General features: G+C 71.6%; 11 protein-coding genes. 6 read left to right on the forward strand and 5 right to left on the reverse strand.

Annotated features, from left to right (window positions below):
• Nucleotides 1-79: 79 nt before the first annotated feature.
• A complete protein-coding gene (locus ACESMR_RS12665; RefSeq protein WP_373047441.1) occupies nt 80-598 on the reverse strand; it encodes a peptidylprolyl isomerase in 519 nt (172 codons plus the stop codon).
• A 261-nt stretch (nt 599-859) separates the two neighbouring features.
• Between ACESMR_RS12665 and ACESMR_RS12670 the strand changes: the two genes are divergently transcribed.
• The 6 genes from ACESMR_RS12670 (at nt 860) to ACESMR_RS12695 (ending at nt 15179) form a co-directional block, all read left to right on the forward strand.
• A complete protein-coding gene (locus tag ACESMR_RS12670) occupies nt 860-3160 on the forward strand; it encodes a nitric-oxide reductase large subunit (protein ID WP_373047442.1) in 2301 nt (766 codons plus the stop codon).
• A gap of 117 nt (nt 3161-3277) precedes the next feature.
• Nucleotides 3278-3718, forward strand: coding sequence for a DUF6789 family protein (locus ACESMR_RS12675; protein WP_373047443.1), 441 nt, complete (start codon nt 3278-3280; stop codon nt 3716-3718).
• A 172-nt stretch (nt 3719-3890) separates the two neighbouring features.
• The gene (locus tag ACESMR_RS12680; protein ID WP_373047444.1) at nt 3891-5435 is read left to right on the forward strand and encodes a hypothetical protein; all 1545 of its coding nucleotides are present in this window, start codon (nt 3891-3893) and stop codon (nt 5433-5435) included.
• Nucleotides 5436-5458: 23 nt separating this feature from the next.
• Nucleotides 5459-9043, forward strand: coding sequence for a hypothetical protein (locus ACESMR_RS12685; RefSeq protein ID WP_373047445.1), 3585 nt, complete (start codon nt 5459-5461; stop codon nt 9041-9043).
• 11 nt (nt 9044-9054) lie between these two features.
• On the forward strand, nt 9055-14811 hold the full coding sequence (locus tag ACESMR_RS12690; protein WP_373047446.1) for a toxin TcdB middle/N-terminal domain-containing protein: 5757 nt from the start codon (nt 9055-9057) through the stop codon (nt 14809-14811).
• Nucleotides 14808-15179 (forward strand): hypothetical protein, encoded by a 372-nt coding sequence (locus ACESMR_RS12695; protein ID WP_373047447.1) that lies wholly within the window; start codon nt 14808-14810, stop codon nt 15177-15179. The genes ACESMR_RS12690 and ACESMR_RS12695 overlap by 4 nt, the downstream gene beginning before the upstream one ends.
• On the opposite strand, the gene ACESMR_RS12700 is transcribed toward ACESMR_RS12695, so the two are convergent.
• The 4 genes from ACESMR_RS12700 to ACESMR_RS12715 form a co-directional block, all read right to left on the reverse strand.
• Complete coding sequence (locus ACESMR_RS12700; protein ID WP_373047448.1) at nt 15176-15898, reverse strand: MOSC domain-containing protein; 723 nt, start codon at nt 15896-15898, stop codon at nt 15176-15178. The two genes, ACESMR_RS12695 and ACESMR_RS12700, sit on opposite strands and share 4 nt — an antisense overlap.
• 38 nt (nt 15899-15936) lie before the next feature.
• Nucleotides 15937-16506, reverse strand: coding sequence for a serine hydrolase (locus tag ACESMR_RS12705; RefSeq protein WP_373047449.1), 570 nt, complete (start codon nt 16504-16506; stop codon nt 15937-15939).
• 67 nt (nt 16507-16573) lie between these two features.
• On the reverse strand, nt 16574-17380 hold the full coding sequence (locus ACESMR_RS12710) for a hypothetical protein (protein ID WP_373047450.1): 807 nt from the start codon (nt 17378-17380) through the stop codon (nt 16574-16576).
• A 121-nt stretch (nt 17381-17501) separates the two neighbouring features.
• Entirely contained in the window at nt 17502-18671 is a 1170-nt protein-coding gene (locus tag ACESMR_RS12715; RefSeq protein WP_373047451.1) for a thiolase family protein, read from the reverse strand.
• Nucleotides 18672-18706 lie beyond the last annotated feature (35 nt).

Genomic DNA, 18706 nt, shown 5'->3' on the forward strand with positions numbered 1-18706 from the left:
CCGGTGGAGCTGCAGGCCGCGTTCTGCCCGTGCGCCACGCGCGGCCCCCTCGGCGAAAGGGGGCCGTGCGGCGCAACGATCAGCGCTCCTCGATCGTGACCTTCTTCACCTGCACCGGCGTGACCGGGCGATCGTTCGCGTCGGTGCGGGTGGTGTTGATCTTCTGGATCACGTCGTCGCCCTTGACCACCTTCCCGAAGACCGGATGCTTCGACGGACCGGGGGTGAACCAGTCGAGGTAATCGTTGTGATCGGTGTTGATGAAGAACTGGGAGCCGCCGGAGTTGGGCTCGCCGGTATTCGCCATCGAGAGGGTGAGGGGCTCGTTGGAGAGCTTGGCGTCGTCGCGGAACTCGTCGGGGATGTTCCCCTTCGGCGGGCCACCGGTGCCGCAGCGCGGATCGCGCGGGTTCTTCGCGTGGGGGCAGCCGAACTGCACCATGAAGTCCGAGATGACGCGGTGGAAGTGCAGGCCGTCGTAGAAGCCGCTCTTCGCCAGCTCGATGAAGTTGCCGGCGGTGATCGGCATCTTGTCGAGGAAGATCTCGGCGTCGAAATCACCGAGCGAGGTCTCGAAATGGGCGATCGGGTTGGCCATGGGCCCTCCTGGTTGACGAGGTGCCGGCCCTCCTAGCACGCTTCTCCGATCCGTCCGACGACAAAGCGCGCAGCCCTCGCCGCCGATCGTACGGTAGCGGAGCACCCGCCCCGTTCCCCCACGGAACAACCCCGCCCCGCGAGAGAACACCCGCCTTCTCGCACCGCGTCAGACGATGCATTTGTCCACTATGGTACGGCCCTTGCTCCTCGGCCCCGCAGACGGTGGGGCCCGCGCCCCGCCAACAACGAGGCGAGGAGTATGGGACACAAGAAGCTCTGGGCGGCGCTGATCACCGTGGTGGTCGGGTCGTTCGCGGTTCTCGGCTGGCAGGGGGTCGAGCTCGACCGGAACCTGCCGCCGATTCCGGCGCAGGTCCGGACCCCGGACGGCAAGGTGGTGGCGGACGGCGCGTCGATTCGCCGCGGCCAGAACGTGTGGCAATCCCTCGGTGGCCAGGAGATCGGCTCGATCTGGGGCCACGGCGCCTACGTCGCACCGGATTGGAGCGCCGATTGGCTCCACCGCGAGGGCGTCTTCGTCCTCGATCGCTGGGCGGAGGAAGAGGGCGCTGCGAAGCTCGCCGCCCTCCCCGCCGAGCGGCAGGCGGCGCTCCGCCACCGGCTCGAGCGGACGATGCGCACCAACACGTACGACGCCGCCACCGACACGGTGACCCTCGACGTGGCCCGCGCTGCAGCCTTCGAGTCGAACGCGGCCCACTACGCCGACGTCTTCGCCAGGGGCCGCGACGCCTACGCCATCCCGGTGAACACGCTGGTCGACCAGGCCCGAATGCGGGACATGGCGGCGTTCTTCTGGTGGACGAGCTGGGTCGCCTCCACCGAGCGCCCCGGCGACACGGTGACCTACACCAACAACTGGCCCCACGAGCCCCTCGTCGCCAACCGGCCCACCGCCGGCAACGTGATGTGGAGCCTGGTCTCGGTGGTGCTGCTCATCGCCGGCATCGCGGCGCTCGTCGCCTATTACGCGAAGGGCCACCGCGAGGAAGAGCTGCAGATCCCCGCAACCGATCCCTTGCGCGGCCTGCGCATCACCCCGAGCCAGCGCGCCACCTACAAATATTTCTTCACCGTCGCCGGCCTCGTGCTCGCGCAGGTGGGCCTCGGCATCCTCACCGCCCACTACGGCGTCGAGGGCTCGGCGCTCTTCGGCTTTCCCCTCGCCGAGTACCTGCCCTACGCCGTGACCCGCTCCTGGCACACGCAGCTCGGCATCTTCTGGATCGCCACCGCGTGGCTCGCCACCGGTCTCTTCGTGGCGCCGATGGTGAGTGGCCACGAGCCGAAGTGGCAGCGCGCCGGCGTGAACTTCCTCTGGGTCTGCCTGGTGGTGATCGTGGTGGGCTCGATGGCCGGGCAGTGGCTCTCGGCGATGCAGAAGCTCGACGGCGACGTCTGGTACTGGCTCGGCCACCAGGGCTGGGAGTACGTGGACATCGGCCGCTTCTGGCAGATCTTCCTCTTCGTCGGGCTCTGGGTGTGGCTCGGCCTGATGGTGGCCGCGCTCCGCCCCGCTTTCCAGCGCAAGAGCGACGAGACCAAGCCGCTGCTGCTCCTCTTCACCCTCTCCTGCGTGGCGATCGCGCTCTTCTACGGCGCAGGCTTCATGTACGGGAAGGGCAGCCACATGGCGACGGTGGAATACTGGCGCTGGTGGGTGGTGCACCTCTGGGTGGAGGGCTTCTTCGAGGTCTTCGCCACCGTGGCGATCGCCTTCCTCTTCGTGCGCCTCGGCCTCCTCTCGGCGAAGCGCGCCACCCCGGCGGTGCTCTTCAGCACGATCATCTTCCTCGCCGGCGGCATCCTCGGCACCCTGCACCACCTCTACTTCTCGGGTACCCCCACGGCGATGCTCGCCCTCGGCGCCACCTTCTCCGCCCTCGAGATTGTACCGCTCACGCTGGTCGGCTTCGAGGTCTGGCAGAACCTCAAGTTCGCGAAGGGCACGGGCTGGGTCGCCGCCTACCGCTGGCCGATCCTCTTCTTCGTCGCGGTCGCCTTCTGGAACCTGGTGGGCGCGGGCATCTTCGGCTTCCTGATCAACCCGCCCATCGCGCTCTACTACATGCAGGGCCTCAACCTCACCCCGGTCCACGGCCACACCGCCCTCTTCGGCGTCTACGGCATGCTCGGGATCGGCCTGATGCTCTTCACCCTGCGCGCGCTCTTCCCCGACGTGCAGTGGCGCGAGCGCCCGCTCCAGCTCGCCTTCTGGGGCCTCAACAGCGGCCTGGTGCTGATGGTGGTGATCTCGATGCTGCCCATCGGCGTGCTGCAGACGATGGCCGCGATGGAGCACGGCACCTGGTGGGCCCGCTCGGCGGAGTTCATGCAGACGCCGCTGATGCAGACCCTGCGCTGGCTCCGCGCACCAGGCGACACCGTCTTCGCCGTGGGCATCGGCGCGATCGCCTGGTTCGTGGTCGGCCTGAAGACCGGCTGGTCGGTGGAGCCGATCCGTCCCGCAACGGCGAAGCGCCCGGTGGCGGAGAAGCAGCCCGCCGCGGTACCCAGCGCAGCGCGGGTCCATCGGTAGGCAGCCGGGCAAGCGAGCCTCGGATTGCAGATTGCACGGGGGCGGTCCGCGATGGGCCGCCCCCGTCACATCTCCGCCGGGCTTGTTGCGGGCCGCGGGCGCGAGCAGCTTTGGATTGTGGCAGCAGAACGTGCCAGCGACGCGGCCCGGGGGGCGGCGGCAGGTCTCCTCGGGACCGCCGCGCTCTCGGCGACGATCACCGCCGGCCGCCTCACCGGCGCGGTGCCGCTCTCGCCGCCCCGGGAGATCTCGTTCCGGCTGCAGCAGCACTTTCCGAAGGCGCCGCATCTGGCAGTCTGGGGCCTCGGCCATTTCGCCTACGGCGCCTTCTTCGGCGCGGCCTTCGCCGCAGGCCGCCCCTCCCTGCCTGCGCCGGCGCCGCTCGCCGGCGTGCTCTACGGCCTGGGGCTCTGGGCAGCGAGCTACGTCTGGCTGATGCCGAGGCTCGGCCTCTACCCGAAGCCGAGCTGGGACAAGCCCTCCCGCCGCCACACGATGATCGTGGGCCACGCGCTCTACGGCCTGGTGCTCGGCCTGCTCGACGCCCGACGCCGGTGATTGCCGCAATCACAAATGGCGCGCCAGTGCAAGGGCGTTCCACCGCACTAGAAGCAAGCGGCGACGATTTCTAGAAAGCCGCCCACCGCAGCCGCCGCCACCCGTGTGTCCGGCTGCAGGCGCCACGACGCCCTGCCAGAGCGGCAGGCCGTGCGTGTGCCCGGGGGCGATCATGATCTCGCAGCTTCGCAACGCCGCCGCCGTTGCCTTCCTGCTCCTGGCGGTCGCCTGCAGCGGAAGTGAGGAGGGCGGCCCCGGCCAGCCCGCCGGCGCGTGCAGCGTCGACGCGGAATGCGCGGAAGGCCAGCGCTGTGTCGACGGCACCTGCAGCGCAGCCGCCACGCTGCGGATCACGACCACGCGGCTGCCGCCGGCCCTCGTCGGCTCCACCTGGGCCGCGACCGTGGAGGCTGCAGACGGCAAGGGCAGCGTCACCTGGTCGCTGATCGGTCCCGACTGGATCTCGATCGAGCCTTCGACCGGCAAGCTCGGCGGGCGCCCGCCCGCGGCGGATCCGGTCGGTTCGCTGCTGCAGATCGCCGCGGTGGACCAGAGCGGCAACCGGGCGGACGCGCAGCTCCGGCTCCAGGTGCGCGAGTGCACCCCCGGTGCGGAGATCGCCTGCACCGAGGCAGATGCCTCCACCTGCTCGGTGGGCGTGCGGATCTGCGGCCAGGACGGCTTCTTCGGCAGCTGCGTGCAGCTCCAGCCGAGCAACGACGCGCAGCGGTGCGGTGCGGCCTGCGACGCCTGCCCCGACGGCTCGGTCTGCGTCGACGGCCGCTGCTCCTGCGGCAGCGACGAACATTGCGCCGCCGGAGAGAAATGCTGCGCCGGCGGCTGCGTCCCGGTGCTGGACGACCCGGCGAATTGCGGCCAGTGCGGCAACGCCTGCCCCGCGCCCGCAGCCGGCACCACCGTCGCCTGCGAGCAGGGCAATTGCGTGCAGCGCTGCGAGGACGGCTTCGCCGACTGCGACCAGAGCGAGACCAACGGCTGCGAGGAGCCCCTCGACAGCGACACCAACTGCGGCGGCTGCTTCGTCGATTGCACGGCGGTGCATGCCCCCAACGCTGCCACCGCGCGCTGCGAAGGTGACGCAGCAGGCGCCGCCTGCGTCGCGGTCTGCAACGATCCGCGCTGGGCCGATTGCGACGCCGATCTGGTCAACGGCTGCGAGCGCTCGACCACCGCCTCCGCCACCGATTGCGGCGCCTGCAACCGTGCCTGCCCGCCGGTACCGAACGCGGTCCCCGTCTGCCAATTCGCGGAGCGCTGCCTCGGCGCGACGCGGGATCCCGCCTGCGACGGCGAGGCGCCCCTCTGCGGCTTCACCTGCAACCCGGGGTTCGCCGATTGCGACGGCAACCCGTCCAACGGCTGCGAGGTGAACCTCGGCACGGACGAAGCCAACTGCGGCCAGTGCGGCAGGATCTGCAACGGCACCTGCGCCAACGGCGGCAGCAGCTGCAGCGTCTCCTGCACCTGGCCCCGGGCCGACTGCGACGGCAACGGCTTCAACGGCTGCGAGGTCGACCTCTCCGACAACCTGAACCACTGCGGCATGTGCGGCTCCTCCTGCGAGTGGGGCGAGGCATGTGAAGGGGGCAGCTGCTGCAACAACGGCGGCGGCACCCCCGGCACCTGCCTGCCCGGCTGCTGCGCCGGCTTGAACTGCACGCGCGATCCCGAGTCCGGCGATCGCAGCTGCTACTGAAAACGAAAACAGCGAGAACGAAAATGCGCTCCCATCACGCGAACTCGGACCGGCTGCTGCTCCTGCTGCTGCCGCTCCTCGCCGCCTGCGGCGGCGGCTCCGAGCCGGTGCACGGCGGCAACGGCCCGGCGGATCCCTGCACCCTGCAGGCCTGCCCCCGCACCTGCGCGAACGACGAGGGCTGCGGTTCCGGCCAGCGCTGCGTCGCCTCCATCTGCGAGAACGTCGCGCCGACCTCCAACGCCTACACCCGCTGCTACCTCGACACCGACTGCCCCGCCGGCGACCACTGCAGCGTCGGCGTCTGCGCCCACGACTGCGCCTCGGACGGCGATTGCGCCGGCGATCTCGTCTGCTCCGCGCGGGGCCGCTGCACCGAGCCGGACCGCCTCGGCGATCCGCCGCCGGTGGAGACGCCTGCAGGCGCGCGGCTCGTGGTGGCGCCGAGCCGGGTCGATCTCGGCCCGGCCTCGGACGAGGGCGCGGTCACGGTCCGCAACGACGGCGACGGTCCCCTCGAGGTCCGCGCGATCGCGAGCCACGAATGGCTGACCGCCACCCCGGCAGCAGCGGAGATCGCGCCGGGCGAGGCGGCGGTCTTCTCGATGCACATCGATCGCGGCGGGGCCACCGCCGACGCAGCGGCGGTGAGCTTCACCTCCAACGCCGGCGTCGCGCACGTTCCCGTGGCGCTCTCCCGCAGGCTCGACGGCCGCTTCCACGGGAGGCTCGCGATCCGGGAGCCCGCCGACCTCGGCCTGCGGGAGCTGGCGTTCGAGGTGGCGGAGGACGAGGAAGGCAACGTCACCGGCGTGCTCGTGCCCGCTCTCACGCCCACCCTGCCGGTGGCGACGGCGGTGGCAGGCAGCCGAGACGAGGCGGGGGCCGTCCTCGCCTTCGAGGTGGTCGCCGAGCCCGGGAGCGCCGCCAACCCCACCTACCCCCTGCCCGTGCGCCACCGCATCGCGCTCGACGTGGAGTTCGCCGGCGCAAGCGAGCTCACCGGCACCTTCACCTGGACGGTGGAGGGCGTGCTCCCCGATCGCGTGCTCAGCTTCGGCGGCAGCGCCAGCCTGCGCCGCGCCGGCGCGAGCGCCGGTCTCGTCCCGGTGGAGCAGCCGGCCTTCGTGGCGGTGGAGCCGAGCGAACCCGCCTGGCCCACCTGCCCCACCTGCCCACCGGGGGCCACCTGCCCCGGCGATCCCGACGGCGATCGGGTGGAGATGCTGCGCGCCGCCTTCCCCTTCTACGCCGGCTTCTACGGCGGCAGGTACCACCTGATCGAGAAGGATTGCCGCGCGGGCACCGCCAACTGCTTCAACCCCAACCACGCCCTCTGCGCGATGAAGGACGCCTGGCAGCGCGACAACCAGAGCCACCTCCTCGACGTGGTGAAGGGCCTCTCCTCCTACTGGACCCTCTCCGGCAGCCACATGGCGGTGACCGCGCTCTCCCGGGGCGCCCAGAGCGATCTGATCACCGAGGCCGGCGACTACGGCCTCGCGGTCAACCGCGCCTCGATGGCGCTCCACCGCCGCAGCTCCTTCCAGCCGGCGATCCCCTCGCCGCTCGATCCCTGGCTGCTGGCGCGCCTCTTCGACAATCCGCTCGTCGGCCAGAGCCGCACCTCCATCTTCCCGGAGCCCGGGGCGAACGACGTGCTGCCGCGGCAGGATCTGGTGCGCGTCGCCCAGGCGCAGCGGGTGCAGCTCTTCGCGGTCCTCGCGCGGCAGCAGCTCCTCCACCGCCTCGGCCGCTTCGACGACGCGCTGCAGGAGACGGCGCAGACCCTGCCTGCCGCTGCCCTCGACCTCGGGATCCTCGCCGAGCTCTTCGCTGCCCACGGCGGCGGCGGCGCCTCGGACGTCTTCGTGGAGAGCCGCAGCTACCTCGCGCAGCTGGCGGATCTCCATGCGGACCTGCGCGAGGGGCGGAACCCCGCGGGGCAGGACGAGGAGCTCGTTCCCTTCCTCCTCCGCTCGACGGAGATGCGCACCAACTTCGAGGCGGTCCTCGACGTCGCCCGGCAGAAGGTGATGCGGCTGCGCGACGCAGAGGTGGAGCTCGAGGGACGCAACCTCGCCTACGAGCAGGAGTCCGCCGCCCTCCGCGCCGAGCTCGCCGACCTGAAGCTCTCGCTCCGCGGCGAGCTGGAGCAGCTCTGCGGCGCCAACGTGCGCATCGCTGGCGGCGTGCTCGAGCGCTGCGACAGCGGCGAGGCGCAGGATCTTCGCTTCGAGGTGGAGAAGGCGACGCGGCAGGTCCGGGCCGCAGGCAACGACATCGACGGCCTGTGGAAGCGGATCGAGGTCGAGGAGGGGCGCCTCGCCCGCATGCTCGACATCGGCGCGGGCCTCGTCGAGATGACCCTGAAGAACGGCGACAGGCGCCGGATCCTCGCGCGGCGCAGCGCCAACGTCGAGCAGGTGAGCAACGCCTTCGGCCTCGCCGGAACGGTCGCCTCCGTGCTCGCCGGGCCGATGAAGTGGGGCGAGGTGGTCGGCGACCTGATCACCGGCGGCGGCGCGGTGATCACCACCGAGCTCCGCGCCAACATCGAAAAAGACCGCCTCGAGCTCGAGACGATGGAGCAGGTCACGATCCGCGAAGCCGAGGGCGAGCGGGAGGCCGAGGAGAGCGCCGCCCGGATCAAGACGTGGCTGATCGATCTGCCCAACCTCACCATCCAGATGGATCTCGCCCAGATCGCCGCGCTCCAGGCGGCGGCGCGCCTCGGCGGCATCTACGAGCGCGCGCAATTCCTGGTGGACCGGATGGAGGAGCGGAAGGCGGACCTCGCCGACCACTATCTCCGCGATCCCTCCGATCGCCTCTTCCTCGACGCGGAGCTCGCCCTCTTCCAGAAGGCGGCGTCGGACGCGCGGCGCTGGAGCTTCCTCGCAGGGCGCGCCCTCGAATACGAGCTCAACGTCGCCCTCGTCTCCCGCCACGAGCCCTTCCAGGTCCACGGCGCGTCGCAGCTCGATCTCTTCCTCGACGCCCTCGAGGAGCAGTTCCTCGAAGATTGGAGCGAGCCGCAGCCCACCGCGGAGGTCGTCTCCTTCCGGCGCCACATCCTCGGGATCGACGGCGCCACGGTGGAGCCCGAGAGCGGCGAGACGATCGACGCCCGGGAGCGCTTCCGTCGCTACGTCCTCGCGCCGGAGAATTGGGACGCGGACGGCAACCTGCGGCTCACCTTCTCCACCGCGCCCAACCTCGGCAGGCCGCTCTTCAGCGCCAACGTCTTCAACGACCGGATCGTCTCGCTCAAGGTCAACCTGGTCGGTGATCACCTCGGCGATCGCAACGCCTTCGTCGCGCTGGAGCAGGCCGGACTCAACCTCGTGCGCGATGCGGGCGGCGCCTTCCGCGCCTACCGCCTCGGCGACCTCCGCACCGTGATCCAGGCGGGCATCAACGCCGACGTGATCCGGGACGACACCATCCCCGCCGGGATCGAGTTCCTCGGCCGCAGCGTCCACGCCGAGAGCTGGACGCTGGTGCTGGTCACCAACGGAACCGAACCCAGCAACGCCGACCTCGACCTCTCCACGCTCCAGGACGTGGAGATCCTCTTCAACCACGGCGCGGTCACCATCCAGTGAGAGTCGATTCCATGAACCGATCCGTCCTCGGCGCGAGCCTGCTCGCCCTTCTCCTCGCCACCCCGGCAGCTGCCGAAAACGAGAAATCGGGCGTCCGCCCCAACGCGATCTCGCTGCCCACCGGCCCGGGTTCGATGGCGGGCCTCGGCGAATCCTTCGAGCCCGATCTGAACAGCGGCGCCGGCTCCTACGCGGTGCCGATCGACCTGCCGACCGGCACCGCCGGCGTCACGCCGCAGCTCGCCTTCGTCTACAACAGCGGCGGCGGCAACGGGCCGCTCGGCATCGGCTGGAACCTCTCGGGGCTCTCCGAGATCCGCCGCCGCAGCGATCGCGGTGTGCCCCGCTACGACGAGAGCGACACCTTCCTCTTCGACGGCGAGCCGCTGGTCGAGGTGGCCGACGGCGTCTACCGCCTCGCGAACGAGGGCCGCTTCCTCCGCTTCCGCCGGGTCGGCGGCGGCTGGGAGGTCGACGCGAAGGACGGCACCCGCATGGCCTTCGGCCTCGTGGCGGGGAGCCGGATCGAAGGGCCCCACGGCACCTACGCGTGGAAGCTGGAGCGGACGGTCCATCCCACCGGCCAGCAGATCGCCTACGAGTGGCTCGGCGACGGCGGCCAGCGCTACCTGGCTGCGGTCCGCTACAACGAGCGCGAGGGCGCCGCCCACCGCGAGGTCATCTTCGACTACGAGGCGCGGTCGGATCTGCGCCGCGACCACCGCCCGGGCTTCGAGCTCCCGACGGCGCTGCGCCTCGCCGAGGTGGAGATCCGCGCGGAGGGCGAGCGCTTCGGCAGCTACGAGCTCCGCTACGAGACGGGCACCGCCCTCTCCCGCCTCGCGGCGATCCGCCGCCTCGGCACCGACGGCGTCACGGCGCTGCCCGAGGTCGCCTTCGGCTACACCGACCTCGATCCGACGCAGGCGAAGGTCCGCTCCATCGGCGACGCGCCGGCGGTGGGCTTCGAGGGCTGGGAGGTGACGGTCACCGACCTCGACGGCGACTCGCTGCCGGATCTGCTCGCCACCGAGTCGGGGAACCACCGGTGGTGGCGCAACCTGGGCGGCAGGTTCGCACCCGAGGCGGGGATCGCCCAGAGCCCCTCGCTCTCCCTCGCCAACGCGGGCACCACCCTGGCCGACGTCGACGGCGACGGCCGCGCCGATCTGCTCGCCAAGTCGACCGCCTCCTTCCGCTGGTTCCCCAACCGCGGCGCCGCCTGGGGCCCGTCGGAGGACTTCACCGCAGCGCCGGCCTTCCAGCTCGACGACGCCAACGTGCGCCTCTTCGACTACGACGGCGACGGCCTCGCCGATGCGCTGCAGAGCACCGCCGCCGGCTGGTATTTCTGGCGCAACCGCGGCGACGGCAGCTGGGAGGGCCCCCTCGTCCACGAGGCGCCGGCGCAGGACCTCGACCTCGCCGATCCCGACACCCGGCTCGCCGACTTCGACGGCGACGGCCTGGTGGACGTGGGCCGCCTCGTAGACGGCGCGGTGCTCTATTGGCCCTATCTCGGCTGGGGTTCGTTCGGTCCCTCGGTGCGCCTCGACGGCGGCCCCGAGGTGGTCGGCGACGCGGGCCTGGAGATCGCCGACGTGGACGGCGACGGCCTCTCCGATCTGCTCGAGATCGGCGCCGGCAGCCTGCGCGCCTGGCTGCAGCGCCACGACGGCTTCTCCGCAGCGGTGGTGATCGACGGCACGCCCACCCGCGCGCCGGGCGTCACCAGCGTGCAGCTCCTCGACGTGAACGGCGACGGCGGCGTCGACGTGGTCTACTCGACCCCGGGCGCCACCGATCCGCGGGACCGGCTCCTCTACGTCGACCTCGGCGGTGGCACCCGCCCCAACCTCCTCGCCAGCGTCGACAACGGCCTCGGCCGGATCGTCGCGATCGCCTACGTCGGCAGCGGCGAGCTCGCAGCTGCCGACCGCGCCGCAGGCAATCCCTGGCGCACCCACGCCCCCAACCCGGTGCAGGTGGTGCAGGCGATCACCGAGAGCGACTCGCTCGGCTGGTCCCGCAAGACCACCTACCGCTACCGCGACGCCTTCTACGACGCGAGGGAGCGCGAGTTCCGCGGCTTCTCCGAGGTCGAGGTGGAGATCGAGGGTGGTCCGACGGCGGAAGGCCTGCTCCGGCAGCTGCGCTTCGACACCGGCGAGGTACATCCCGCGGGCAAGGGGCAGCTCCTCCACGAGGTGGAGCGCTCGAGCGCCGGCAAGATCTACCGCGAGACCTCGCACGGCTACGAGCTGGTCGAGCTCGCCGAAGGCGTGCACCACGCCCGGCGGGTGCGCACCGAGGTCCGCCACGTGGAGGGTGAGGAGACCCCGGCGCTGGTCCGCACCGACTTCGCCTGGGACGACTTCGGCAACCGGCTCCGCACCGAGAGCCACGGCCTCGTCGTGGACGGCGATCCCCTCGCCGGCGGCGACGAGCGGGTGGAGGGCACCGACTGGCTCGCCGACACGGAGCGCTGGCTCTTCCTGCCGATCGCGACCTGGGTCGAGGACGGCGAAGGCAACCGCCTCGCCGCCACCAGGACCTATTACGACGGCGAGGCCTTCGTCGGCCTGCCCCACGGCAGCGCCGAGCTGGGCCTCGTCACCCGGGTCGAGAGCTGGCTCGGGCCCCTGGACGATCGCTGGGTCGCGTCGGAGCGCAACGAGCGCGACGCCTTCGGCAACGTGATCCGCACCCTCGACGCTGCGGATGGCGAGCGGATCGTCCGCTTCGACGAGGAGACCCACACCCGCCCCGTCGCCGAAGAGGTGGTGCTCGGGGACGGCTCGCTCGTCTCGGGCGCCAGCTACGATCCGGTGCTCGGCGTGGTCACCTCCTTCACCGACTTCGACGGGAAGGAGACGCGCTTCCTCTACGATCCCCTGGGCAGGCTGGTCGCGATCGTGCGTCCCGGTGATTCGGAGGAATTGCCCACCGAGCGCTACGTCTACGAGCTGGACGCGCCCCTCTCCCGCCTCACGGTGGAGTGGCGGCGGGCCAGCGGCGGCGACGCGGTCGACACCGAGATCCGCTTCTTCGACGGCCTCGCCCGGCAGCGTGGCGCCGCCACCGACGCAGGGGCCCAGGGCTGGGCGCTCACCGGTGCGGTCGACTATGACCCGCGCGGCAACGTCCGCCGGCGCTACCGTGGCGCCTTCCACTCCGCTCCGGGGGACGAGATCTCCGCGGGCACCGCCTTCGACGAGACCATCTACGACGCCCTCGGCCGCGTGGTCGGCGTCCTCTATCCCGACGGCACGAGCCGGCTCGTCACCTGGGCACCGCTCGCAGCGAGCGAATGGGACGAGGCCGACCTCGATCCCGCCTCGCCCCACGCCGAGACGCCGGTGCATCGCCGCTACGACGGCCAGGGCCGGGTGCGGGAGGAGTGGCAGCTCGTCGACGGCGAGGAGGTCCGCACCACCCGCAGCTACGACGCCCTCGGCCAGCTCCGCGACGCCACCGACGCGGAGGGCCACGTGCGCCACCACCTCTTCAACGCGCAGGGCTGGCTCGTGGGCCTGCAGGATCCCGACGCGGGCAGCTGGTCCTTCGAATACGACGCCGCAGGCCGCCGCGTCGCTGCCCACGCCCCCACCGGCGACAGCATCCTCACCACCTGGGACGCAGCGGGCCGCCCGCTCACCGAGGATTGGGACGGCGACGGCGCCCCCGAGGTGGTGAACCGCTACGACGAGAGCGAAGCGGGCCGGGGCCGGCTCACCAGCGCCCTCGATCCCGCCGGCGAGATCCGCTTCGGCTACGACGATCGCGGCAGGGTGGTCGAGCAGGTGCGCACCGTCGACGGCACGCCGTGGAAGAGCACCTTCACCTGGGATGCCCGCGACCGCCTCGTGCAGCGCCGCTTCCCGGACGGCACCACGCTGCGCTGGAGCTACGACGCCCGCGGCTTCCTCGTCGGCATCGACGGCCACCTCGAGCAGCACTTCGACGCGAATGGCCGCCTCGTCCGCCGCATCACCGGCGACGGCGTCGCCACCGACCGCACCTACGACACCAGGCTCCGGGTGGGCAGCGAGCGCGTCCTCGCTCCCTCCGGCACGATCCTCTCCGACGTGACCTGGCGCTACGACGCCGTCGGCAACCCGACCACCGTGAGCGATCTCCGCCCCGACGTGAAGCCTTCGCTCTCGCGCGCCGCCACCTACGGCTACGACGCGCTCTACCGGCTCACCGACGCCAGGCTCACAGGCGGCGGCATGCGCTGGAGCTACAGCGCCAGCGGCAACCTCCTCGAGCGGGAGGGCGAGGGGATCGACGCAGGCGCCACCGTCTCCTCCCTCCACTACGGCCTCGGCGCAGGCCCCCACGCGCTCACCGGCTTCGGTGATCGCTCGCTGCAGTGGGACGAGGCGGGCAGGCTCCTCACCGACGGCAAGCGCAGCTTCACCTGGGATCCCGCTGGTCACCTCGAGGAGGTTCGCCTCGAGGACGGCTCGAAGGTCCGGCACGTCACCGGCTTCGACGGCAGCCGCGTGATCCGCGAGCGCCTCGACGCGAGCGGCAAGGTGCTCTCGCGCACGGTCTACCTCGACGACGCCCTGGAGCTGCGGGACGGCAACCTGATCCGCTACGCCAACGCCGGTGCGGTCCGCGTGGCCCGGATCGAGGGGCCCGTGTCGGAGGCACAGGCTGCTGCCGCGGCGGGGACGCTGGGCGAAGGCGATCTCGAGCTGCCGCCCGGCACCTTCCTCTTCGGCGCAGCGGCGCTCCTCGCCCTGGCGGCCTTCCGCAGGACGAGGCCCGGCTTTGTGCTCGCCGCTGCAGCAGCTGCAGCGTGCAGCGGGGACGAGGGCGCGCGGCTCATCGACGTGCCCGGCGATCTCGTCGCGGCGGTGCGCTACTACCACACCGATCACCTGGGCAGCGTCACCCTGGTGAGCCAGGACGGCAACGTGGTCTCCGAGCGTGGCTACGCCCCCTTCGGCACCCTGCGCGGCGGCGACCGGGGGCGCGACGCCTACGACTTCACCGGCGCGGAGCTCGACGGTGACACCGGGCTGCGCTCCATCGGCGCGCGGCACTACGACGCGGAGCTGGCCCGGTGGATCTCGCCCGATCCGATCCTCTTCCGGGATCCCGGCCGCAACCTGGAGGGCATCGATCGCGGCAACCCCTACACCTACGCCGGCAACCGGCCGCTGGTGGCGGTGGATCCGAGCGGCGAGGATGCGATCTACATCGCCTTCCCCGACTACAAGATCAGCGTGAGCGATACGATCTTCGGCTACAAATTCAAGGCGAAGCTCGAGAACCTCGGACACGCCGGCGTGCTGCTCGTCGACAACAAGACCGGCCGCACCTCGTATTACGAGTACGGTCGCTACGACACCGCCGGGAAGGGGATCGTGCGGCGGGTTCCCGTCCCCGACGTGAAGATCGGCAAGGACGGCATGCCCACGCCGGAGTCGCTGGCCCGGACCCTCTCCGTCGTCTCCCGCAAGAGCGGGCACAAGGGCCGCATCGAGGGCGCCTACGTGAAGAACGACAAGTACAAGGAGATGGTCGACTACGCGAACGGCGAGATGGGGAAGAACACCGATCCGAAGCGCGAGGAGTACAAGATCATGAGCAAGAACTGCGGGACCTTCGCGCGCGACGTGATCAACAAGGGCGGCGGCGCCGACGTGCCGACGATGGTCGACCCGCGGCCCACCAGCTACGTCGAGGAGATGCAGGGCACCTACTCCGACGTGAGCTGGAAGCCCGGCGACAAGCCCGGGGTGGCGACGTGACGCGCGCCGCCCTCCTCGCTCTCGCCTGCACATGGGCGGGCTGCAAGCTGCAGCCCGCCGTGCCGGACCGCCCTGCTACCGTCCCGGCGGAGGCGGTCTGGCGCGGGGGCGCGGAGGGCGGCGCGTGGATCCACTGCGAGCCCGCGCTGCGCTGCACCGTCTGGCAGGAGGACGGCAGCGTCGCGCAGCGCGGGCGCTTCGTGCGCGGCGGCGGCGGCACGGGAGCGGCGCTGCCGGAGGGCTGGAGCGGGGACGCGATCCTGCTCGAGGGCGGCGGGCAGCTGCTCCCCGACGGCTGGCACGAATTCCCGCCGGATCTGCGGGTGCGCTACGAGCATGGCGAGCCGGTGGAGAAGAAGGCGCGCTAATCCTCGTTCGATCCGAGGAGGCGCGGCGCGGTGCTGCCGTCCTCGCCGGCGGCGAGGCGGCCGAGCCGCTCGCGCCAGGAACCCGCCAGCTGCGGCAGGGCAGCGAGCGCCGCTGCTGCCTCCCGGTCGGCGGGCCTGCCGTGCATCACCTCGTGGGCACGGGCGACGGTCCATGCCGGCAGGGGCCGCTCGATCAGACGCAGCTCGTCGCCCGGCGCGACCAGGCCCTCCCGGAGCACGCGGAAATACCAGCCGGTGAAGCCGGTGCGCTGCATCTGCAGGGCGAGATCCTTGCGGCGCCAGCGGCGCGCCTGCTTCCAGCAGGGAGCGCGCGGCTGGGAGATCTGCACCACCGCCCCGCCCACGGCGAAGGAGTCGCCGATGCAGACGTCGCCTTCGAGCGCGCCGGCGAGGACGAGGTTCTCGCCGAAGGCGCCGGGGCCGAAGTCCTCCCGTCCCTCCAGCTCGCGCGCGAGGAGCTCCCGCCAGAAGGCGAGGTGCTCGCCGGGGCCGGCGAGGACCGCCTTCTCCGGGCCGCCGTGCACCCCGGTGTCGGCGACGCCGTCCCCCTCGAGACCCTCGCGGCCAAGATGGAGCGGCCGGTCGACCGCCTCCTTGGCGATCGCCGAGATCCAGGGGCGCTCGAAGGGATCGGCCGCGCCCTCGGTTCCGTAGCTGCGCGGCAGACCCACGCGGAGGGAGACGATGCGGATCGACATCGTCTGCTCTTTACCGCGGGCCGCCAGTCCGTGTCGAATCAGCGCTGCGCCTCGACGGTGGCCGTGCCCCCTTTGCCGAGGAGCTCGAGGGCCCGCTCGACGAGGCCCACGAAACGCCCCTCGTCGAGGTTGGCGGCCGGATCGTTCCAGGTGGCGACGAGCATCGCCTCGATCCGCTCGCGGCCGAGGAGGTGCACCAGCTGATCGGTGGCGGTGTTGTCGCTGCGGGAGATCATCAGGGTGGCGAGCGTCTGCAGTGTCACCGGCGCGCCGGCGGGCCAATCCTGGAGCAGGACGGAGGGAAGGGAGTAGGCCTCGGGGGCGAGGCGCACCACCTCGTCCCAGCGCCGCTCTCCCGCCTCGGTCGCGCGGACCAGCTCGGCGACCACCGCCCCGAGGTCACCGGGGGTTCGCACGGGGTTGCCGAGCCAGAGCCCCACCACGCGGTGGGGCGCCGCGGGATCGACCGAGACTGCGAGCGGAACGGCGTAGCCCGCGGCGAAACGCAGCTCGTACTTCGCGGCGTGCGCGTCGCCCTCGGTCCGGCGCAGGCCGGCGCAGGTACCGAGCCGCTTGCCGTAGTCGGCGAAGGGTGCGAGGGCTCTCATCTCCGACCTCCCGGCTGCCGGAGAGGAAGATGGCGCCTGCCCACGCGAGGGTCCAGCCCACCTTGCGTCAGGGCGCGTCGAGGCAGGCGCTCTGCGAGTGATGGCCGCCGAGATCAGCGAGCACGACCGCGCTGCCGTAGCGGCCGCTGGCGCTCTCGGCGAAGCAGAGGTCGAAGCCGTACTGCACCATGCCGGCGACGAAGTTCGCGGTGGGCCCGAGCACCGGGCTGAGGCCACCGTCGGCGCCGATCGCCTGGAGCTTGCCCTCGACCTGCTGCGCATCGGGCAGGTCGCCCTGCGGGTCCCAGGCGATCACGGAGAACGAGCAGCCGATCGGCGTGGCGGTGGGGCAGCCCGCCCGTGCGCCACAGCTCCCCTCGGGCGCAGCGTAGAAGAGGATCGGGCCGTCCGCTTCCCCGGCGCCAGCGTCGGGGCCGAGCTCGCAGCGGGAGCAGACGTTGAACTTGCTGCCGCAGGCGGTCGAGACGCAGATGCTCTCGGGGTCGCCGAAATTGCCGCAGTAGCCGGCGCCATCGTAGCAGTCGGCGGTGGAGGTGCAGGTCTCGCCCTCCGGCAGGCAGAAGCCCTGGGCGCAGAAGGCGCCGGCGCTGCAATCGTCGTCGCCGTCGCACTCGGTCTCGGCGCATGCGCCGCCGAGGCAATACGTCCCGACCGGGCACTCGATGTCCTCGGCGCAGCCGCCCTGGCCTCCCCCGCTGCCACCGGCACCGCCGTTGCCACCGGCGCCACCCGAGCCACCGCGACCGCCTGCACCGGCGCTTCCGCCACCGCTGCCACCGTCGTTGTTCTCGCTGCCGCTCCCACCACAGGCGGCGACGAGCAACGCCGCCAGAAAAACGCTCGCAGAACGCATCCAGGCTCCCCCTTCGTTTCGGAAGGCGGGAGCCTCGATCGATCGTGCAACCGCGCGGAAGCCCGGGAAATCCGCACTACCTCGCGGCGGCAGGGCTGGAGCGTTTGTTTCACGAACTCTCTCAGGCCGCCTCGAAGAGCGCCGCTGCGCCCATGCCGCCACCGATGCACATGGTGACCACGGCCCGCTTGCCACCCCGCTGCTTCAGCTCGTAGAGCGCGGTGGCAGCGAGCCTGGTGCCGGAGACGCCGAGGGGGTGGCCGAGCGCGATGGCGCCGCCGTTGGGGTTGAGCTTCTCCCGCGGGATCCCGATCTCCTTCGCCGAGTAGAGCGCCTGCGCGGCGAAGGCCTCGTTGAGTTCGAAGAGGTCGACGTCGTCGACCGTGAGCTCGTGGCGCTCGAGGAGTTTGCGCACCGCTGGCACCGGGCCGATGCCCATCACCTCGGGGGGCACGCCCGCCACCACGAAGTCGACGAAATAGCCCAGCGGCTTCACGCCCAGCTCCCGCGCCTTCTCCTCGCTCATCACCACCATCGCCGCGGCGCCGTCGGTGAGCGGCGAGGCGTTGCCGGCGGTGACCGAGCCCTTCGGGTTGAAGGCGGGCTTGAGTTTGGCGAGCCCCTCGAGCGTGGTCTCGGCGCGGATGATCGTGTCCTCGGTCACGGTGATCGTGCGGCCCTTCCCCTCGTCGTCGTAGACGGTGGTGGTGACCGGCACGATCTCCTCGACGAAGCGGCCCTTCGCCCGGGCCTCCGCAGCGCGGCGCTGGCTCTCTGCAGCGAAGCGGTCCTGCTCGTCGCGGGGGACGCCGTAGCGCGCCGCCACGTTCTCGGCGGTGGCGCCCATCGAGATGTAGACCTCCGGCCAGCGCTCCATCAGCTCCGGGTTGGCGGAGGGCTTGTGGCCGCCCATCGGCACCATCGACATCGACTCGGTGCCGCCGGCGATGCCGATCTGGATCTGCCCGGCGCGGATCGCGTTGGCGATGGTGGCGATCGCCTGCGTCCCCGAGGAGCAGAAGCGGTTGATGGTCATCGCCGGCACGCTGTCGGGCATGCCGGCGAGGAGCGTGGCGATCCGGGCCACGTTCATCCCCTGCTCCGCCTCGGGCATGGCGCAGCCCAGCACCACGTCTTCCACGTCGGCGGGCTTGAGCCCCGGCACCCGCGCGATCGCCTCCTTCATCGCGATCGCCGCCAGGGTGTCGGGCCGCGTGTCCTTGAGCTCACCCTTGTGCGCCCGGGTGAAGGGGGTGCGCACCGCGCTGGCGATGACGACTCGTCCTGCCATGTCACGTCTCCTCTGCCGGGCGACCCGGCGCGTCC

The organism is Vulgatibacter sp. (assembly GCF_041687135.1).
Classification (GTDB): Bacteria; Myxococcota; Myxococcia; order Myxococcales; family Vulgatibacteraceae; genus JAWLCN01.

Coding starts and splice junctions, on each gene's coding strand:
- ACESMR_RS12665 (WP_373047441.1), bottom strand. CDS start 598: ATGGCCAACCCGATCGCCCATTTCGAGACCTCGCTCGGTGATTTCGAC.
- ACESMR_RS12670 (WP_373047442.1), top strand. CDS start 860: ATGGGACACAAGAAGCTCTGGGCGGCGCTGATCACCGTGGTGGTCGGG.
- ACESMR_RS12680 (WP_373047444.1), top strand. CDS start 3,891: ATGATCTCGCAGCTTCGCAACGCCGCCGCCGTTGCCTTCCTGCTCCTG.
- ACESMR_RS12685 (WP_373047445.1), top strand. CDS start 5,459: ATGCGCTCCCATCACGCGAACTCGGACCGGCTGCTGCTCCTGCTGCTG.
- ACESMR_RS12690 (WP_373047446.1), top strand. CDS start 9,055: ATGAACCGATCCGTCCTCGGCGCGAGCCTGCTCGCCCTTCTCCTCGCC.
- ACESMR_RS12700 (WP_373047448.1), bottom strand. CDS start 15,898: ATGTCGATCCGCATCGTCTCCCTCCGCGTGGGTCTGCCGCGCAGCTAC.
- ACESMR_RS12705 (WP_373047449.1), bottom strand. CDS start 16,506: ATGAGAGCCCTCGCACCCTTCGCCGACTACGGCAAGCGGCTCGGTACC.
- ACESMR_RS12710 (WP_373047450.1), bottom strand. CDS start 17,380: ATGCGTTCTGCGAGCGTTTTTCTGGCGGCGTTGCTCGTCGCCGCCTGT.
- ACESMR_RS12715 (WP_373047451.1), bottom strand. CDS start 18,671: ATGGCAGGACGAGTCGTCATCGCCAGCGCGGTGCGCACCCCCTTCACC.